The sequence below is a fragment of the Streptomyces violaceusniger Tu 4113 genome, assembly GCF_000147815.2.
In the GTDB taxonomy this organism is placed as follows: Bacteria; Actinomycetota; Actinomycetes; order Streptomycetales; family Streptomycetaceae; genus Streptomyces; species Streptomyces violaceusniger_A.
In genome coordinates, this window is sequence record NC_015957.1 from 7,308,826 (window position 1) to 7,325,651 (window position 16,826).

The window sequence follows — 16,826 nt, forward strand, 5'->3', positions numbered from 1 at the left end:
AGGCGCAAGACACTAGGTGTTCTACCCACAGAGGTTGGTGACGGGTCCGTCGCCTGACGAGCTGGGGTAGCGGCGTTGTCGCTCACCGCGCCCCTGGGCCGGACAGCTGTTTCGCTAACTGCGCTGGCGGGGGGCGAGGGAGTGGAGTCCGGTGTCAATGAGTTGGGCTGCGCGTTGGACGTCGGCACTGACCACGTCGTGCAGCTCCTCGAAGGTCCGGGTGCAATTCAGATGCTTGCGGAGCGCCCGGAACTGGATCGGCCACAACGCGAGCAGGGCGGTCGCGGCGATCTGCGGTTCGGGGTCGTCCGGGCTCATCTCGGTGCGCTGGGCCAGAGCCTGGGAGGCTACGGCGACTTGCTGGTCGGCCGTGTCGCGCTGGTAGGCACGCAGGGACGGGGTGGATCTGATCAGCATGCCGAAGCGCAGGAGCATAGCTTTGGCCTCGGTCGGGTCGTTCTGAGAGCTCAGCCATGACGTGATGTTGGCCAGCTCGGTGGAAAGGATCTTCAACGCCGCATCGACCGGCGATAGGTCTGGATCGGTCAGGGTGGTCCGCAGCGAGTTCAACGTCGCCTCGCCCAAGTCGAGGACGAGGGATTCCTTGGTCGGGAAGTAGTTGAACACCGTCTTCTCCGACACTCCGCACGCTTCTGCGATCTCGGCGACCCGTACGGCGTCGAAGCCGCGTTCCATGAACATCTCGGTGGCCGTGTCGGACAGCTGCCGTCGGAGAAGCCGCTTCTTGCGCTCCCGCAGTCCCTCGACGGCGGGTTCCTCGTCGCGCGGCCGCAGGGCCGTCCAATCCACGGTGCGCATGGTCATCACCGAAGCATAGTCCAGCCCCTCGAATATATTCTGTTACTGTAAAGTTCTAGTGACTGAATATTTATGTTGGCCTTGACGCCTGCATGCGAAGGGAGCTCTCCATGAGCGCCATCCACATCGTCCGCGACTACCCGCACCCACCGCGGAAGGTCTGGCGAGCGGTCACCGATCCGGAGCTGATTCCGTTGTGGACGGCCACCGGCGCCGGCGCCCGGCCCGAGGGCTTCGCCACCACGGTCGGCGCCACGTTCACGTTCGTCGCGAAGCCCAAGCCCGGCTGGAGCGGCGTCGTGGTGTGCGAGGTGTTGGAGGTCCGCGAGCCTTCGCTGCTGCGGTACTCGTGGCAGGACGAGAGCGGTGGCGAGGTGACCCAGGTCGCCTACCGGCTCGAACCGCACGGCAGCGGAACACGCTTCACCTACGACCACACCGGCTTCACCGGCGCTGGAGGCTTCTTCATGGCCAAGATCCTTGGCGTCGTCCGCACCAAGATGCTCACCAAGGGCCTGCCCGCAGTGTTGAACGACCTCGACGGCCAAGGCAACCTGCGCCCGGAAAGCCCCCTGAACCCCAAGCGGCCCTAGCAGGCGCGAGAACCCTGCGCCTGCCGAAAAACCCATCCAGCCTGGTGGGAGGCGGTGCGCGGTGTACGGGAGGTCGACCGGCGCAGTCGCCTGGGCGGGCGCTCTCGCGAGGCTGGTGCTCGCGAGAGGCAAAATGATCGACCATGCTGCTGCGACTGGCCTACCTGGGCGTGACGAATGCGTTCGCCATGCTGCGCCTGCTACCGATGGGCGATCGAGACAAGGCTGTCGAGATACTCGCCTTGCGCCATCAGATCGTGGTGCTGGAGCGCCAACTCGGCAAGGAGCGGGCGCGGTTCGCCCCGAGCGATCAGGCCTTTCTGGCGGCGCTGCTGCACCGGCTTCCCATGGACGTGCTCCGCGGGGTGCGGCTGCTGGTGCGTCCGGACACGGTGCTGCGCTGGCATCGCGACCTTCTCGCACGCCGCCATGCTGCCGCCTCGCGGCCCAGGCGCTCGGGACGGCCTCGGACCGTGCACTCCGTGCGGACCCTGGTGCTGCGCCTGGCGCGGGAGAACCCTGGCTGGGGATATCGCCGCCTGCACGGCGAACTGCTCGTCCTGGGCGTGAAGGTGGCCGCTTCCACCGTCTGGGAGATCCTGCAAGAGGCCGGCATCGATCCAGCACCCGAGCGGTCCTCCAGCACCTGGACGGACTTCCTGCGCTCCCAGGCCGACGCCCTGCTGGCCTGCGACTTCTTCGAAACGGTCACCCTATCCGGGGCACGCATGCACGTCTTCGCTGTCATCGAGCACGCAAGCCGACGGATCCGAATCCTCGGTGCCACCGCGCACCCGACCTCTGCGTGGGTGGCACAGGCCGCGAAGAACCTCGCCATGGATCTTGAGGACGTAGGCTGCAGAGCGCGTTACATGATCAGGGACAGGGACGGGAAGTTCCCCGGCCTGCTCGATGCCATTCTGGCGGATGCGGGGATCGAGGTCGTGCTCAGCGGTGTTCAGATGCCGAGGATGAACTCGCTCATGGAACGGTGGGTGCAGACCTGCCGACGGGAACTCCTGGACCGCACCCTGATCTGGAACCACCGACACTTGCTCCACGTCCTGCGCGAGTTCGAGCAGTTCTACAACGCACACCGGCCGCACCAGGGCATCGGGAACGCCAGACCGCTGCACGCCTTACCGACGCCGATCGACGATCCTGAGCAGATCAGCCGTCTCGACATACGACGGCGCGATCGGCTCGGCGGGATCCTCCACGAGTACCAACATGCCGCATGACCTGCACGGATGACATTCTCGGCAAGGGCAGCGCATGACGGTCACCGAGAAGTGTGCGACATCCCGTGGGTTGCTCTGAGCCTCGCTGAGTCCTCGACCTCGTGGCCAGGGGGTTCGTCTTCTCTCCGGCAGTGGTTCGCGGGCTGACGTAACTTCGGGATTCCTGAAGCGTTCTCACCATGTCCGATCGGTTCACGATCGGGCTGAAGGTGAGGGGGCTCGGGTTGGCGCTGGCTGTCGTACGGGACCTGCGCGATGTCCGGCCACCGGTTACAGCGGAAGAGCTGGAGCAGTTCGAGACCGACGTGCTGGCGGGGTTCGTGCTGGCGCGGGCTTCGGCCGGGCTGGCGGACGGCACGATCCGCGGGGACGTCGGGCACCTGGAGCAGATGCGGTCATGGTTCGGCCGGCCGCTGTGGGAGATGGAGCCGCCCGACGCCGACGCGTACTTCGGGAAGGTGCTGCGGGCCTCGCCGAGCGGTACCCGGCTGGGGCGCTCTCAGGCGCTGACCACGTACTTCCTGTTCCTGGAGCTGCGGCACAAGGTCGAGATCCACCGGATAACCGGCCGGGTGATCGAGTGCCCGATCGATGAGATGAACCGGCCGCGCGGGTCGAAGGACGTGGCACTGCGGATTCCGCCGTCTGGGCCGGATGTCAAGACGCTGTTCGCCGTATGGGGCGGCGAGCTGGCGACCTGCCGACAGTTCGCCCCGACCGCCCGGAACTACACCGCCTCCAAGCTGATGTCCCAGGTCGGGCTGCGGGTCAGCGAGGCGTGCAAGCTCGATCTGGCGGACATCAAGTGGGACCTGGGCCGCTTCGGCAAGCTCCACGTCCGCCACGGAAAGGGAGCCCGGGGCTCGGGCCCGCGCGAGCGAATGGTCCCCCTGATCGACGGGGCCGACCGCACTGCGACCTGACCATGCACTGAGCCACAGGCCGGCCTTGCGGCTACTTGTCGTCGGCGTCCTCGGCGCTGTCCGGGTCGCACAGCGGGCGCAGGCCCTGGCCGCGGCCGCCGGCCTTGACGTTGAACAGGCGGCGACCCAGGAAGTTGATGTGCCGGTCCTTGAGTGGGAAGAGGCGGGCGACGTACCCGTCCTTGATGTCGTGGCCCTCGCCGCGGAGCTGGGCGACGGCGGCGCCCAGGTAGCGGGTATTCAGACAGCATCACAGCATTGAGGACCAGACCGAGGACGGCGAGCCACGGTCCCGGCGTAGTTCCGTTTTGATGCCATAAGTCTGATTTACGCATGGATGTTGGTGTCGATTTTGGTCGGGTAGCCCGGGGCATCTCAGCCCCGGGCTACCCGACCCAGCGCCGATGAGATCTTCCCGTGATTGAGGCTGCCCGGTAGGTCGCCAGCAGCTCTTGAGCTGCCGGGCCTGGACTTCCAAGCCCCTTTACGACGCAGGGGTGTTCCAGAACGCCTCCCAGGTAGCCTCGTCGGACACCGCCTCCCAGTGCTCAGCGAGTTGGTCCGGTCCGCTAAAACGCCAGAAACCGGCAACCTTCATCTCCAGGTCCCGGCCGTTGCGGGAGGCGGTCATCGTTTGTTCGACGACGGCCCACTGGTCGTCGGCGCAGTATTCGATGGAGGTGCGTCGTAGCGTTCCGCCGCTGAGCTGCCGTAGAAGCCCGATGTGGCCCTTGAACGCGTCCAAGCCGACGAAGGTGCCGCCGATGGGTCCGTGCCCGGCTGTGTGTGCGACGAAGGGTTCCGTGATTGCTTCCTCGAGCAAGGCTGGGCCCTCGCCGTCCTTCGTCGGGCCGTAGATTCGCTCGAACAGTTTTGCGTGTGGGTGGTCGTTGGTCAGCATGACGTGTTCCTTTGACAGTCGGGCGGTCGGTCATCGGTGTGCAGGGTCGGCGTTGGCTGAGACGTCAGGCGGTTGAGTCCTGCCGGGCAGCGCGTGCCAGGCGGTACCCGGTACTCAGGACAGCGTTGGCAGAGTTCCGCTCTCGGCCAGTTCCTCGGTGAGCAGCGGGTTCGGGTGTTCTGCCTCGAGCCCGCCGCTGCCGTAGGCGCGAGTGATGATTTCGAGCTCATGACCGCTGGGGTCGTTGAAGTACACGCCACGGCCGTCATCAAGCCGGTTGATATTGCCCTCGTCGTGGTGCCTGGGATCCGACCAGTAGGTGAGCCCGCGCTCTTGGACGCGGGTGAAGATCAGGTCGAACTCGTCCTCGGTGACCAGGAAGGCGTAGTGCTGGGCCATGATCTCGCGGTCGGTGCTCATGAAGTCGAACGTGATGTCGGGGGTCACGCGGACCATGACGAAATGGCCGAGCTTCACGGCGGGGTCGAGACCCATGATCTCGGTGAGGAAGTCAGCGGAGGCCTGTGCGTCCCGTGACCAGACGATGTGGTGGTTGAGGAGTGCCATGCCTCTAGTTTCCGCAGCGCGCAGCGGGAGTGCCACCGTTCGCACCCACCTCTGCTGAAACTTCCCTGTACGTCTCGCATAGGCCATAAACTTCAGCGATGGACGTCACAGACCAGCAGATCCTCCAATGTCTCATGCTCGACGGCCGTGCTCCGATGCGACGCATCGCTGAGGTGGTCGGCGTATCCGAGCAGACCGCCGCCCGCCGTTACCGGGCAATGGAGCAGGCCGGGGTACTGCGCGTGCTGGTCCGGGAGACCTTGGCGCGGGCCAATCAACGGCTGTGGCTGCTCCGGCTGCAGTGTCGTCCCGACGCGGCTGCCAAGCTCGGGGCCGTGCTCGCCGCACGCGAGGACGTCGCATGGGTTGCCCTGCATTCCGGCGGCGCGGAGCTGATGTGCACCACCACCCTGCCGGCTAACGCGGCATGCGGCACCGGGGTTCTGCCGAAGCTTTCGAACACTTCAGCGGTCCTCTCGTTCGCGGCGTACTTGGTGCTGCATTCCTATTCGGGTGGGCCCGCCGAATGGTCGGGTTTCGACCGTCCGCTGACCGAGACCCAACAGCGGCGGCTCCTCAACGGACGAGAAGCACAGCCGAGGGCAGTCACCTACGACTCCGCACCCAGCGAGGACCAGATACTGCTGCGCGAGCTGGCCGCCGATGGACGTGCCACGGCCGCTGCCCTGAGCCGCGCACTCGGCTGGCCGGTTTCACGCGTCGCGGCGCACCTGCGCAGCCTCATCGACAGCGGGTCCGTTGATGTAGACGTCGACGTGCTGCTGGAGTCTTTCGGACATACAGCATCGGCGACCCTTCTCATCCAGGTCTCACCCAGCCGAATCGGCGACGTCGGCGAGGCGCTGTCACGTCACCCCCAGACCAGCTGGGTCGCCGCGATCACCGGGTCGGCGAACATCACCGCGGCAGTCACCTGCCATAACTCGCAGGAACTGTTCCAATACGTGACCGGTGACGTTGGTCCCCTGATTGGCGTCATCCATGTCGAAATTCTTCCGGTACTCAACCGTCTCAAACAGGCCGCGACCCGCGTCATCAACGGCCGACTCGAATGAGCCAAGGCGCTGTCGTAGGCGCCGTCGCGGTCGCATCCGTCGGTCAGGCAGAGGTCGGGCGTGCGGGCGGGGCGGATGGTGACCCAGCCGTCGGCGGGAGTCCGGGAGGCGGTGGCCGCAGCAGCCGGTGCGCCTGGACCATCGAAGTCGTCGGGCAGTAACCCCCAGGCGGCCAGAACGAGCAGCGGGACCATGAGCGCAGCCGCGAGCGCGACCGTGCGTCCCTTGGTCCGGCGGTGCCGCGGGGCCGTGGAATCGGTCTGCGGTTGAGTCTCGACTTCGGGACCGGCCTCGGCCCCGGCTTCGGAGCCGGGCGCTGTGGCGGGCACGGCGGCAAGGTGTGCGGCGATCCGGTCTCTGGCGTCCAGCCAGGCGTCGACTCGCTGCCCGTCCCCGCAGGCGCGGACGAACGCGGCCAGCAGATCGGGTCGCGGCAGGCTCGTCCGTCTGAGGATGTCGGCCAGCGTGCTGCGCGCCAGCACGTCCCCGTTTCGGGCGGCCTGCTCCTCCAGTTCGCGATACGTAAGCCCTGAACGCTCCTTGAGCTGCTGCATCGACTCAAGAAAGCCGGCAGCGTCTCGGGCTTCGTACGGCGACAACTCCCCCAGGTTCCCCATGAACGTCATCTTGCTGCGCCTGCGGCAGGAGGGACAACGGCGGAATCCGCCATGCCCGGCTGTCCGGGACACGATTCGGACAACGCCCTGACCAGCCCGGACAATCCGCGTCTGTCCGGCCGGTACAGCTGGTGGCCGTTGCCGCGGCCCGTCGCGGTCAGCGCCGCGCTGTACGAGGCGACGCCAGGCGGGCTGCGTACGGATCTGCTGCGGCTGCTGGAGGTGCCCGAGCGGCGCCGGGTATCGGAGCTGGAGCGGCTGCGCACGGGGCCGATGAGGGTGTCGGGCAAGGCCATGGAGGTGGCGCTGGAGCGCTCGCGGGAGGGGAGGTCCGAGTGCTGGGGGCGGGGCAGGTGGACGCGGCGCGGGTGCCGGCGGCCAGGCTGACGGGGTTGGCCCGGTACGGGGTGGCGTCGAAGGCGCCGACGCTCAAGCGGCTGGAGACCACCCGGCAGACCGCGACGCTGCTGGCCACCGTGCGGCATCTGGAGTCCGCGAGCGTGGATGACGCGCTGGACCTGCTGCACGCGCTGATGGCGACGAAGCTGCTGTCGAAGGCCGAGCGGCTGGGCAACGACGCGAAGCTGAAGACCCTGCCCGCGCTGCGGAAAGCGGCGAAGAAGGTCGCCACGGCGGTCGACGTGCTGATGTCGACGCCGCCGGCCGACGAGGGCGGCGAGATGGTGTCGGTGCCCGACGTATTCCTGCAGGTCGTCGCGGATGTCGTCGGGTTCCCACTTCGCGCCGGCAAGCAGGTGCTGCAGACCGTTAGGGGTGGCGTGGCCCGCCTGCTCGGCCAGCTGCCAGCTGTTCTTCCGGGCCACCGGCGCGAGCAGCCCGCGCACGTAATCACGCATCCTGCGGCGAAGTTCCACTCGCCCGAACCGATGTCCGATAGCGACGAAGAGGTCGTCCAGCTCACGGTCCCACTGCCCGACAGCATGCTCGGTGATCACACGGGATGACTTCCCTCGCCGCTGTCATTACCTGCGACGTTGTCGCACGATCGAGGGGCGGCCTCCATAAGACCGCCCCTGACCAGGCCACGGCCCGCTACACTCCAGCCGCCCAGCGAACCTCGCAGGTCAGACAGCGAAATCCTGCTGGAGTACTAGTACTCCAGTGTGACTTCGTGATCTGGGTGCTTCGGCCGTGTCTGGAGCGGCGGTCGTAGAGGCGCAAGGACGCGCGTTCATGGTCCGTGGAAGCATGACCCGCATGGCTGCTTATGTCATCTCCGAGGTGGAGATTCTGAACCAGACGCTTGCGGACGAGTACAAAAGGTTGGCCGCGGCTTCGATCCATCGCCACGGAGGCCGCTACGTTGTGCGTGGGGCTCAACCGGACCCTGTTGAAGGAGCCTGGTCTCCCGGGCGCCGTCTCGTGATAGTCGAGTTCCCTGACATGGACCGAGCCAAGAAATGGTATGAATCGCCCGAGTACGCAAAGGCACTGAGTCTGCGTCAGGTGGCACTCGACCGGCGACTCCTCTTCGTTGAGGGCCTGCCTGAGTAGCCGTCCAGTCTGATTTTGCGATCTTGCCCCGGACCCCGCTGGGAACGGGTACGGCCACCGCGTGATCATCGGGGGTTGTGTGGACTCCTGAAGATCGTGCGGTGGCCGCAGGCCATAGCGTAGACCCTGCCCGCTGGCAGGCGATGTTCGACCAGGTCATGGCCCGGATCGCGGGCAGGTTCAGGCGAGTTGAGCCCCGGGCTGCGGCCCGCGCTTACCTGCTCGGGCTGTTGTCGGGCGTCGAACGGAAGAACTGCTGGCAGCTGGCCGAGCAGGCGGGCCTTGCGCGGCCCGGGCCAATGCAGCGCCTTCTGCGCTACGCCCGTTGGGACGCCGAGGCGGTCCGCGACGACGTACGTGCCTACGCCGCCGAACGCCTGGGCACCGGTGGCGGCGTCCTCGTCGTCGACGAGACCGGCTTCCTGAAGAAGGGGCGGTCTTCGGCCGGCGTGCAAAGGCAGTACACCGGCACCGCAGGGGCCCGTATTTCAATAACTGTCAGCGACGGGTTTCCGCGGGGGGTGTTCGGGCGTGTAGCTGTTCCAATGTGCGGGCTGGCGATCCGGGTATCGGCGTGATGAGGATCCGGTGCAGGTCCAGGAGCCGTTTTGCGTCCTGGTACTGGATGGACAGGTTGGTGCGGTTGACGCCCAGTAGTTGGGCCAGGAACGTCATGGTCACCGCTCTGCGGCGGCGGAGGATGGCTGCCAGGAGCCGGTGGGTGTGGTCCACGCTGCTGGTCTGTGGGTGGCGGTAGCTGCGCGGGCGGTGGAAGCGTCGCTGGAATGCTGCTTCGGCCAAGGCCTCCCAGAAAAGGCTCCGAGACCGCCACCAGATGCTCGAAGGCGGTTCGTGACATGCCGGTCAGGGCCGGGTCGGTGAGCATCGCGGTCAGGGCCGGGTCGGTCCGGTGTGTCGTTGCCGGCGCGTCTGGCGCTCGCGGTGGAACGGGAGACAGTGTGTAGTTCCAGTCACCGTGGAAGGTGTTGGGTGTGATCGCAAGGGCGTGGAACTCGGCGGGTGTGACGCTGATGCCGAGGTCGTAGCTGCCTGTGTCCAGTTCGGCCCCGATGGTCAGGCCGGTCCTGGTGGTTGTGGCGGCGATGGTCTCGAGGACGACCTGGTAGCTGGTCAGCGGCCGCCCCCGCCAGTTCGCGGTGATGTGGCAGAACATCCGGTGCTCTATCTTGTTCCACTTCGAAGTCCCCGGCGGTAGGTGACAGACCGTGATCTCCAGACCGCTCTCTCTTGCGAAGGTGGCAAGGTTGCTTTTCCAGGTCCAGCGGCGGGGGTCGTTGGAGCCGCCGGAGTCGGCGGTGATCAGGAGCCGGGTGGCATTCGGGTGGTCCGCCCGTCCGCGGTGTTGCCACCAGCGTCGGATGGACTCCACCGCGAACTGGGCGGTGTCGTGGTCGGTGCCGAGGTTGACCCGTCCGCTGTTGTTGGCAATGTCGTAGATCCCGTAGGGGATCGCCATGGGCTGGTCGTTGGTGGTGAACGTGTGGCAGTCCACCTTGATCGCGCTCTTGCCCGGGCGCCAGGTGCGACCAGGACGGTCCCGGTTGCCGAGCCATTCCTTGGCCTTGGTGTCGACCCTGATCACCGGCTGGGCATCGTTGAGGAACGCGGCGGCGGTGGCATTGAGGTGGGTGAACTGGGCATCGCGGTCTGGATGGCTGATGCCCTCTGTTGTCTTCGCGCTTCCCTGCAGGCTGTAGCCCAGGGTATGCAGCAGGTGTCCGACGGTTGAAGCGCTGACCGGGTGGCCCTGTGTGGTGAGGGTCGAGGCCAGGGCCCGTAACGACAGCGTGGTCCACCGCAACGGGGAGACGGGGTCGCCGCGGGTGTGCGGCTCGATCAGCGACTCCAGCGCGGGCAGCAGACCAGGGTCGGTGTCTGTCAGCCGCTTGCGGCCCGCACCTGGAGCCCGGACCCGCAGGGTCGGTGGGGGGCAAGAGGCCAACTCGGCCATGCCTCGCGCGATGGTTGCAGTGCTGGTGCCGGAGACGGCGGCGACCCGGACGATCCCGCCGCGGCCGAGGACCGTCGCCTCACTGGCCAGGTACAACCGACGGCGGCGCTCATCGAGGTGCGGCAGAATCTGATCGAACTTGGCCCGCAGAGCACGAGCAGCAACGCGGCCTGACAGACACGAGGTCATATCTCAGACTCCCACCAACACCCCTCTGCCGAGCACTTATTGAAATACGGGCCCCAGGGCGCATCGAGAACGCGCAGATTGGCGTGTTCCTCGCCCTGGCCACCAGCCGGGGACGGGCCCTGATCGACCGGCGGCTCTACCTCCCGGAACACTCCTGGTCCAATGATCCCGAACGCCGTGACACGGCCGGGATACCCGAGACCGTGCACTTCGCCACCAAGCCCCGTCTGGCCCAGGAGACGATCGAGGCCGCGCTGGACGTCGGGGTCACTGTCCCCTGGGTGACCGGGGACGAAGCCTACGGGCAAGATCCCCAATTGCGCGCCGCTCTTGAGGCGCGCGGCATCGGCTACGTTCTGGCCGTCGCCTGCTCGACCCGGGTGAGAATCAACCACGGCCGCACCCTCATCCGCGCGGACACCATCGCCGGCCGCCTGCCCGCCGCGGCCTGGCAGCGGCACAGTGCCGGAAACGGCGCGAAAGGGCCGCGCTACTACGACTGGGCGTGGATCCACACCGGCACCGGCAGCCACCGGCAGCTGCTCGTCCGACGCAACCGCTCCACCGGCGAACTCGCCTTCTACCTGTGCTGGTCCCCCACCGAAGTGCCCCTGTCCGAGCTCGTCCGTGTCGCCGGTGTCCGCTGGAGCATCGAGGAGTGTTTCCAGGCCGCCAAGGGCCAGGTCGGACTCGACCACTACCAGGTCAGGCACTGGACCTCATGGCACCGGCACATCACGCTCGCCATGCTCGCCCTTGCCTTCCTGACCGCTCTCGCCGCCGACGCGGCCCCCGATCGGCTCGCCAGCACGCACCACCTTGCCCGCAGCCGCGATCCGATCACGCTGACCGTCCCGGAGATCCGCCGCCTGCTCGCCGCCCTCCTCAGCTCCCCGGCCCTGACCGCAGCCAGGCTGCTGCACTGGTCAAACTGGCGCAGACGCCATCAGGCCGCAGCCCGGCGCAGCCACTACCGACGACGGACCACCAGCGAACCCACCGGGTAGATCACGAAACCGCACTGGAGTACTAGTACTCCAGCAGGATTTCGCTGTCTGACCTGCGAGGTTCGCTGGGCGGCTGGAGTGTAGCGGGCCGTGGGGAGACGCGATGCGCGTCGTCGCCCCGTCGTGGCACACCCCGACCGACGAGGACGGGTGGCGGCTGCGTGATGCGACCGGCGGCGCCCAGTCCTACGTCACCGGCCACCCCCGCTACCTCGTGCACCTCTCGCGCCGCTGCCCGGACCACGGCCCGCCATCGGTACGGCGCCCACGGCAGTGGCCCAGCTCGCGCGCGTCCTCACGCAGCTCGCCGACGAGCAGGACGGCCCGCTGGCCACGGTCCGCGGACTCGTCGAGCACACCGCGCACCGGATCGCCCGCCAACCGGGAGTCGCCGGCACCGACACGGCGCACCGCCTGGAACTGATCGCCCGCCGCCTCCACGCCATCCAGCAGGACCTGGACACCACCGCAGGCCACCTGCTCCAGCCCCAGGTCGCCGCCGTACCGCCCGCCGCCCGGCATACCGCCCACCGATCGCCGTAGGAGAAACGTCTCTTTGCCCCTTGCCGACCGCTTCCTGGACATCCGCCGTGACCCGCACTCCGACGAACTCCTCGCCCGCGGCGGTGACTCCGAGGCGCACAGCGTCCTGCAGCGCGCGGGGTTCAGCGCCGTCGTCCGCGTCCACGAGACCTACCACCGCGCCCCCACCGGCCTCACCCAGGACGACGAGACCCCTCTCGCCACCGACGCCGTCGCCCGCCTCCGGGCCGCCGGATACCACGTCGACTGCGACGAGGAATTCGACACCGACGCCCGCCCGGCCAGTCACCTGCCGCTGGGCTCCTCCGTCGCCCACCTCGCCGAGCGGATCCGCCAGGCCACCACCACTCAAGAGGCGGCAGACGCCCTGACCGAGCTGACCGCAGCTCACGACGGCATCCTTGCCGCGCTGGACGACGTCCTCACCGCCACCGCTGACTTCCACGACGGACTCGGCCAGGCGTCCGACCCCTACACCGCCCGGCGACTGCGCTACCTCGCCGACGAGCACCTCCGCGTCATCCGCAGCGACCTCGCCCACACCCGCAACACGCTCGCCGACCGGCACGCCCCGCACCCCGGCCGCAGCACCTGCACCGGGGAGGCTCCCGCCACCGAACGCGAGCGCTCCGCCGTGTGCGCCTGCCGCCCCCGCCGCGCACGCTCCCGGCCCCGCCGCCACCGCTCGCCGCCGGACTGAGCCGCTGACTCCCACCTCGCCCAAGGACACCATGCACGACCACGACACCTCCGACACCTCCGAGCGCCTCGCCTCCTACGCCGACGTCCTCGCCGACGAACTCCCCGGCACCTGGACCGGCATGCACCTCCCGCCGAACGCCAAGGACGACCTCACCGAACTGGCGGACCACATCTGGGACCTGGACCTGGTCGCCGCCTCCCTCGCCGAACACCCGCTCCAGCAGGCAGCCGTCCTGAGCCGCCCCGACGGCGCCCAGCTCATCGTCCTGGACCGGCACGACGAACGCGACGGATACCTCATCGCCGCCGTCGCCCCGCGGGCCCTGCCCGATGAGGCATACCGCGCCGTCCCCGAGCCCAACGGCATCGCCCTGGCGGACGACTCGTTCCTGAGCGCCGAGCAGGTCGCCGACGACCTGCTCGCCCGCTACGACAGCGCACTCGCCCAGGTCCGGCACAACGCCCTGAGTAGCATCCAGCCCTCCCAGCCGGACCGGGTCGTCCTGACCTGGCAGCCAGATGGCAGCGCCGCCACCGCCCCCGTCGGCGACCGCGCCGGCGCCATCCTCGTCGCCAACGGCTTCACCAAGGACCCGCAGAGCGGCATCTACCGCCTCAGCGGCGACGACACCAGGGCGCAGGCCCGCGCCCTGCGAGCGATCGGCCCGCAGCTCAACGCGCTCGCCATCGGCACCGCCCTCCAGCACCCCGCAGGCCGGACCGCGCCCACCTCCGCCCCAGCCTCCACGCCGCCCTCCCCGGCCGGCCCCCGTACGCCGGCCACCAGGGCTCGATGAAGCACACGGAGCCCGACTTCTGAGTGCTGGACCGCCGGGCCTTGGCCCGGCCCTGGGGCGCGGACCGCGCCCCAGGGCCGGGCTGCCCTTCACCTCAGTCCCCCGTGGGCCCCTCGACCAGGGAACGCAGCCGTTTAGTCAAGTCACGGCTGGAAACGTGCTGATACGCCGCTTCGCTGGACGCGATGTCGCTCTGCTCAACCGGGCAGGAATCCCAACCACTCACTGAACCGCTCAGCTTGAACGTATCCACCAACCGCCCTGTCTTGGCTTCGAGCACCCGATAGCTGTATCCCGCCGAGTACACAGGCACGCGGGTGCTGACAGATCCGTCACCACCCAGCTCCTCGTACTCGCATGTGATCAGCTGGCCCCCCACGGATTCCTTCGCCAGAAATTCGCAGACGATCAGCTCCGGATCACTGGAAGAAGCCCATTTGTCAGGCAGCTTCGGCTCGTCATCGGCTTCGGCATCCGACTCCGTGCCCGACTCGTCGAAGTCGGGACCGCCCTTGAACAACGTGACGCTGTGCGTTCCGCCACCGGCGTAGGCAGGCGCCTCCGGATTCCAGGGAAGGACATCGTCAACGTCGAACTGCGTATCGCCACATGCCTGGGCGATCGAGTCGGCGCTCGGCGTCGGGGACGGAGAAGGTGAAGGCGAACGCGAAGCGGTCGCGGGGGATTTCCGAGCCGTGGCGGCCTCCTCGGGAGACTCCTTGTCCGAGTCGTCGGAGGCTCCGGAACACCCTGCCAAGGCCACCAGTATCCCGACGCTCACCACCACCCGCAGCCGACCGCCTCTCGGCCCTCGCGGCATGCCCCACTCCGTCGAGCCCCGTCTGGCCATGTCCCACCTCCGTCACAGACGGTACGGCCCTGCCACGGGACCCCTCCCGAATCGCCGAACCTTTCAAGGCAATCCCGGGCTCCGCTCATGTCGTGAGCGAGCTCGCGTCGGGCTGGGCGCGGAGCGACGACGGCCCGCCCCTGCGTGGGGGGCGGGGGGATCCACCGGCTGCCAACAGAAACCACCTCCGTGCACGACACCTGTCGCGCCGAGCCACCGCCCCAGCACCGACTTGAGCAGCAGCAACTTGACCTGGACGGACACCTACGAATCAGTAGCCGTACAGAAAGGAACCGACCTGGGCGTCGCCATCAGGGGCACCGAGCAGGCGCCGGACATCCTCCAGCGAACCCGCGGCTTCCTCTCCATTGCAGGACCACGCGGGGACTACCACCGGCTTCCCCACGACCTGCCCGTCGAGCAGCAGAGGCTGAAGGCGACCACCGCCTCGCACGCCCTGCTCGCGCCGGTCACAGCGTCCACCTCGACCCCGCCCTGAACACGCTGGCCACGCCGAACGGCGAACGAGACGCGGCCCTGCGCTACCTCACCCGGCTCACCGAGCGGGTCGCAGCCGCCGAGACCAGCGGTAAGGTCGCCGAGGTCCCGACCGAGGTGGCCGCCCCCGTCCCCGGGCTGCCCCTCACCAGGGAAGTCGTCGTCCGGGCCTGGACCGCCGCCAGCGACTTTCAGAGCGCCGCCCACGGCGAGGAAACCGAGCCCATCGCACGGCCGGGGACACCGCCAGCTCCATGAGCCAGGCCGCCCGCGTCATCCTCCGCGCCCGCAACCACGCCGCACGCCCTGCGCAACAGCTGGCCACTTCACCGCTGCCGAGCCACGCCCAGCCCTCGGCCTCCCGCCCCCCTTGAACCCGGAGAGAAACACATGGCCAACCTGGCCGACGAATACGGCACGGACGTCGAGATCTACATCAAGGCCCTGACCACCACCATCCACGCCGACACCCCCACCGGCGCCCCCGCCAAGCTCCACGACCTGCTGGAACAGCTCGGCCTGGAACGCCACGAATACCCCACGAGCGCACCGATCTACACCTGGCACACCGTGCCCGAACACCTCGGTGCCGACGAGCAGAAGCGCCTGGCGACCCGCGCCATCCCCGCCCTGCTCCTGGCCGGGTACGAGGTCAACTGCACGCCCGATGTCTTCGACGAAGCCGCCTACCGGCAGGCCGTGCACGACGCCCGCACCCGAGCACCCCGCCCCGCCGCGCAGCATCCGGCACCGGCCAGCTCCCCCTCGCGCCCCGCACCGTCCCGGCGCACCCCGTAAGACCGCCCCGGCGGCCCCGGCACCCGCCGGGGCCGCCCGCCACAGCGCTCAATCCCCGGAGAAACCCGTAGCACCCCGCACACCCCCACCCATCAGCCACAGGCTCAAGCCCCGACTCGCGACCGCCCTGTTCCGCCGCTACCTGCGCGCCTGCATCCCGACCGCCCCCGACCGCGCCTCCCCGCTGGCCGGCGCCCGCCCGGAGGCCGTCCTCGCCGAGACCCAACGCGTCGGCCACCGCCACCACCACTGACAGTCCTCCTGACCCGGAGGAGCATGCCCCACCCCGCCCCCTACCCGGTGAGACTGGCCGACGAGATCACCCGCCAGCTCGGCCAGCTCGCCGACCACTTCTCTCAGCTCCCCCGTTATCTTCTTCGCGGTCCTGCAGGAGGGCCGCTGGCCTCCGGGCCCGGCATGACTGTTCCCCCCTGTCGAAGGCATGACCTGGGGGGTGGTGTCACCGGGCCCGAGGGGTGCCGTGGGAGACGCTGATGAGAGGTCCGACTACCGCCTGGCCTGGTGCAATGCTTGGCCGATTGCGGGCGGCAGGTCTGCATAACGTGGATGCGCGCGTACGGCGCCATCACCCTGGCCAGCACCGCACGAGCCCTGTGGAGATCCCGTGCACCCACCAGCCCTGCCCAGCACGCAGGACCCGAGCCTGGCCCTCTCCGGCCGCTGGGGCCAGGTCTGCCAACTCTTGGCCGCGAACTCCAACCAGGCCATGCACACCCGGGACATCGCGCGACATCTCGGGCTCCCCACCTCGGGGCGCCCCCTCAGCAGCCTCACCGCGCAACTCTGCTACTGGGCCCGCAACGGCCGACTCATCCGCACCGCGCCGAACACCTACAAGATCACTCTCCCTGATGCCTTGACACCGCCGCTGGGCTCTTGACTTCGTGGCATTGGATGATCGACGCCATCCGTTACCTGGTGGCTGGCGCCTGCCCGGCGGCATGCAGGCCTACAACGCCGACCCCGGCATGGTGAAGAACGCCTTCAATACCGACGTCGGCGGACTGATACGGCTCACCGCCCCGCTGTTCCGGCCGTTCTCGATCACGCCGGACGAAGGCGTGCGGCCCTCCTGCTCCCTCGCCACCGCCTCTCCCGCTCCAGAGCCCAACGGGGGCTACTTCACGAGCGTGTCTGAAAGATCGTGTAAGTCCGTGATGTGGCAGGCTGGCCGTGGCTCTGACCTGGGCCTTTGAC

Annotated in this window: 19 protein-coding genes and 3 pseudogenes; 16 read left to right on the forward strand and 6 right to left on the reverse strand. The window is 68.3% G+C overall.

Annotation, left to right across the window (positions count from 1 at the left end; translation table 11 throughout):
• Positions 1 to 114 precede the first annotated feature (114 nt).
• Positions 115 to 825 carry a TetR family transcriptional regulator gene (locus tag STRVI_RS29865; protein ID WP_251982767.1) on the reverse strand — a complete coding sequence of 237 codons (711 nt, stop codon included), beginning with the start codon at positions 823 to 825 and terminating at the stop codon, positions 115 to 117.
• A 104-nt stretch (positions 826 to 929) separates the two neighbouring features.
• Between STRVI_RS29865 and STRVI_RS29870 the strand changes: the two genes are divergently transcribed.
• The 4 genes from STRVI_RS29870 (at position 930) to STRVI_RS56495 (ending at position 3,838) form a co-directional block, all read left to right on the forward strand.
• Positions 930 to 1,412: an SRPBCC family protein gene (locus STRVI_RS29870; protein WP_014059334.1), complete on the forward strand. Its 483-nt coding sequence runs from the start codon at positions 930 to 932 to the stop codon at positions 1,410 to 1,412.
• A gap of 143 nt (positions 1,413 to 1,555) precedes the next feature.
• A complete protein-coding gene (locus tag STRVI_RS29875; protein ID WP_014059335.1) occupies positions 1,556 to 2,653 on the forward strand; it encodes an integrase core domain-containing protein in 1,098 nt (365 codons plus the stop codon).
• Positions 2,654 to 2,832: 179 nt separating this feature from the next.
• Positions 2,833 to 3,576 carry a site-specific integrase gene (locus tag STRVI_RS29880; RefSeq protein ID WP_014059336.1) on the forward strand — a complete coding sequence of 248 codons (744 nt, stop codon included), beginning with the start codon at positions 2,833 to 2,835 and terminating at the stop codon, positions 3,574 to 3,576.
• 25 nt (positions 3,577 to 3,601) lie between these two features.
• Positions 3,602 to 3,838: a hypothetical protein gene (locus tag STRVI_RS56495; RefSeq protein WP_043236743.1), complete on the forward strand. Its 237-nt coding sequence runs from the start codon at positions 3,602 to 3,604 to the stop codon at positions 3,836 to 3,838.
• A 222-nt stretch (positions 3,839 to 4,060) separates the two neighbouring features.
• Here STRVI_RS56495 and STRVI_RS29890 read toward each other — a convergent pair whose 3' ends face one another.
• Positions 4,061 to 4,477: a nuclear transport factor 2 family protein gene (locus STRVI_RS29890; protein WP_014059337.1), complete on the reverse strand. Its 417-nt coding sequence runs from the start codon at positions 4,475 to 4,477 to the stop codon at positions 4,061 to 4,063.
• Between the two features lie 114 nt (positions 4,478 to 4,591).
• Positions 4,592 to 5,044, reverse strand: a complete 453-nt coding sequence (locus STRVI_RS29895) for a VOC family protein (RefSeq protein WP_014059338.1) — start codon at positions 5,042 to 5,044, stop codon at positions 4,592 to 4,594.
• 98 nt (positions 5,045 to 5,142) lie between these two features.
• Here STRVI_RS29895 and STRVI_RS29900 point away from each other — a divergent pair, with 98 nt between their 5' ends.
• Together STRVI_RS29900 and STRVI_RS52990 are read left to right on the forward strand one after the other, a co-directional pair.
• The gene (locus STRVI_RS29900; protein ID WP_014059339.1) at positions 5,143 to 6,120 is read left to right on the forward strand and encodes an Lrp/AsnC family transcriptional regulator; all 978 of its coding nucleotides are present in this window, start codon (positions 5,143 to 5,145) and stop codon (positions 6,118 to 6,120) included.
• A 668-nt stretch (positions 6,121 to 6,788) separates the two neighbouring features.
• A complete protein-coding gene (locus tag STRVI_RS52990; RefSeq protein WP_043236745.1) occupies positions 6,789 to 7,124 on the forward strand; it encodes a hypothetical protein in 336 nt (111 codons plus the stop codon).
• Between the two features lie 299 nt (positions 7,125 to 7,423).
• Here STRVI_RS52990 and STRVI_RS56500 read toward each other — a convergent pair.
• Positions 7,424 to 7,693, reverse strand: a pseudogene (locus tag STRVI_RS56500) (transposase); the annotation flags it as partial.
• 262 nt (positions 7,694 to 7,955) lie between these two features.
• Between STRVI_RS56500 and STRVI_RS29915 the strand changes: the two are divergent.
• Positions 7,956 to 8,252: a DUF1330 domain-containing protein gene (locus tag STRVI_RS29915; RefSeq protein ID WP_043240255.1), complete on the forward strand. Its 297-nt coding sequence runs from the start codon at positions 7,956 to 7,958 to the stop codon at positions 8,250 to 8,252.
• 158 nt (positions 8,253 to 8,410) lie between these two features.
• A pseudogene (locus STRVI_RS29920) lies at positions 8,411 to 8,731 on the forward strand (transposase); the annotation flags it as partial.
• Here the strand turns inward: STRVI_RS29920 and STRVI_RS48890 are convergent.
• Positions 8,614 to 10,413, reverse strand: a complete 1,800-nt coding sequence (locus tag STRVI_RS48890; RefSeq protein ID WP_014059341.1) for an ISAzo13-like element ISStvi1 family transposase — start codon at positions 10,411 to 10,413, stop codon at positions 8,614 to 8,616. The pseudogene STRVI_RS29920 and the gene STRVI_RS48890 overlap by 118 nt on opposite strands.
• A 56-nt stretch (positions 10,414 to 10,469) precedes the next feature.
• Between STRVI_RS48890 and STRVI_RS29930 the strand changes: the two are divergent.
• From STRVI_RS29930 to STRVI_RS29945, 4 genes and pseudogenes are all read left to right on the forward strand, one after another.
• Positions 10,470 to 11,420: pseudogene (locus STRVI_RS29930) on the forward strand (IS701 family transposase); the annotation flags it as partial.
• 273 nt (positions 11,421 to 11,693) lie between these two features.
• Positions 11,694 to 11,963, forward strand: coding sequence for a hypothetical protein (locus tag STRVI_RS29935; RefSeq protein ID WP_435532594.1), 270 nt, complete (start codon positions 11,694 to 11,696; stop codon positions 11,961 to 11,963).
• Positions 11,964 to 11,976: 13 nt separating this feature from the next.
• Positions 11,977 to 12,663 (forward strand): hypothetical protein, encoded by a 687-nt coding sequence (locus STRVI_RS51095; protein ID WP_014059343.1) that lies wholly within the window; start codon positions 11,977 to 11,979, stop codon positions 12,661 to 12,663.
• Between the two features lie 31 nt (positions 12,664 to 12,694).
• Positions 12,695 to 13,462, forward strand: a complete 768-nt coding sequence (locus STRVI_RS29945) for a hypothetical protein (protein ID WP_014059344.1) — start codon at positions 12,695 to 12,697, stop codon at positions 13,460 to 13,462.
• A gap of 94 nt (positions 13,463 to 13,556) precedes the next feature.
• On the opposite strand, the gene STRVI_RS52185 is transcribed toward STRVI_RS29945, so the two are convergent.
• Positions 13,557 to 14,249, reverse strand: coding sequence for a hypothetical protein (locus tag STRVI_RS52185; protein ID WP_150112929.1), 693 nt, complete (start codon positions 14,247 to 14,249; stop codon positions 13,557 to 13,559).
• Positions 14,250 to 14,544: 295 nt separating this feature from the next.
• Here STRVI_RS52185 and STRVI_RS54965 point away from each other — a divergent pair, with 295 nt between their 5' ends.
• From STRVI_RS54965 to STRVI_RS29975, 4 genes are all read left to right on the forward strand, one after another.
• On the forward strand, positions 14,545 to 14,811 hold the full coding sequence (locus tag STRVI_RS54965; protein WP_251982768.1) for a hypothetical protein: 267 nt from the start codon (positions 14,545 to 14,547) through the stop codon (positions 14,809 to 14,811).
• Positions 14,812 to 15,200: 389 nt separating this feature from the next.
• Positions 15,201 to 15,608, forward strand: coding sequence for a hypothetical protein (locus tag STRVI_RS29960; RefSeq protein ID WP_014059347.1), 408 nt, complete (start codon positions 15,201 to 15,203; stop codon positions 15,606 to 15,608).
• A gap of 625 nt (positions 15,609 to 16,233) precedes the next feature.
• Positions 16,234 to 16,509, forward strand: a complete 276-nt coding sequence (locus tag STRVI_RS51105; protein WP_043236757.1) for a hypothetical protein — start codon at positions 16,234 to 16,236, stop codon at positions 16,507 to 16,509.
• 4 nt (positions 16,510 to 16,513) lie between these two features.
• Positions 16,514 to 16,825, forward strand: a complete 312-nt coding sequence (locus STRVI_RS29975) for a hypothetical protein (protein ID WP_150112930.1) — start codon at positions 16,514 to 16,516, stop codon at positions 16,823 to 16,825.
• Position 16,826: the final 1 nt, after the last annotated feature.

Bases quoted from the DNA above. Each gene is read 5' to 3' on its own strand.
- STRVI_RS29890 (WP_014059337.1), bottom strand. From the start codon at position 4,477: ATGCTGACCAACGACCACCCACACGCAAAACTGTTCGAGCGAATCTAC.
- STRVI_RS29960 (WP_014059347.1), top strand. From the start codon at position 15,201: ATGGCCAACCTGGCCGACGAATACGGCACGGACGTCGAGATCTACATC.
- STRVI_RS52990 (WP_043236745.1), top strand. From the start codon at position 6,789: ATGCCCGGCTGTCCGGGACACGATTCGGACAACGCCCTGACCAGCCCG.
- STRVI_RS29915 (WP_043240255.1), top strand. From the start codon at position 7,956: ATGGCTGCTTATGTCATCTCCGAGGTGGAGATTCTGAACCAGACGCTT.
- STRVI_RS29870 (WP_014059334.1), top strand. From the start codon at position 930: ATGAGCGCCATCCACATCGTCCGCGACTACCCGCACCCACCGCGGAAG.
- STRVI_RS29900 (WP_014059339.1), top strand. From the start codon at position 5,143: ATGGACGTCACAGACCAGCAGATCCTCCAATGTCTCATGCTCGACGGC.
- STRVI_RS29945 (WP_014059344.1), top strand. From the start codon at position 12,695: ATGCACGACCACGACACCTCCGACACCTCCGAGCGCCTCGCCTCCTAC.
- STRVI_RS29880 (WP_014059336.1), top strand. From the start codon at position 2,833: ATGTCCGATCGGTTCACGATCGGGCTGAAGGTGAGGGGGCTCGGGTTG.
- STRVI_RS29895 (WP_014059338.1), bottom strand. From the start codon at position 5,044: ATGGCACTCCTCAACCACCACATCGTCTGGTCACGGGACGCACAGGCC.
- STRVI_RS29865 (WP_251982767.1), bottom strand. From the start codon at position 825: ATGACCATGCGCACCGTGGATTGGACGGCCCTGCGGCCGCGCGACGAG.
- STRVI_RS29875 (WP_014059335.1), top strand. From the start codon at position 1,556: ATGCTGCTGCGACTGGCCTACCTGGGCGTGACGAATGCGTTCGCCATG.
- STRVI_RS48890 (WP_014059341.1), bottom strand. From the start codon at position 10,413: ATGACCTCGTGTCTGTCAGGCCGCGTTGCTGCTCGTGCTCTGCGGGCC.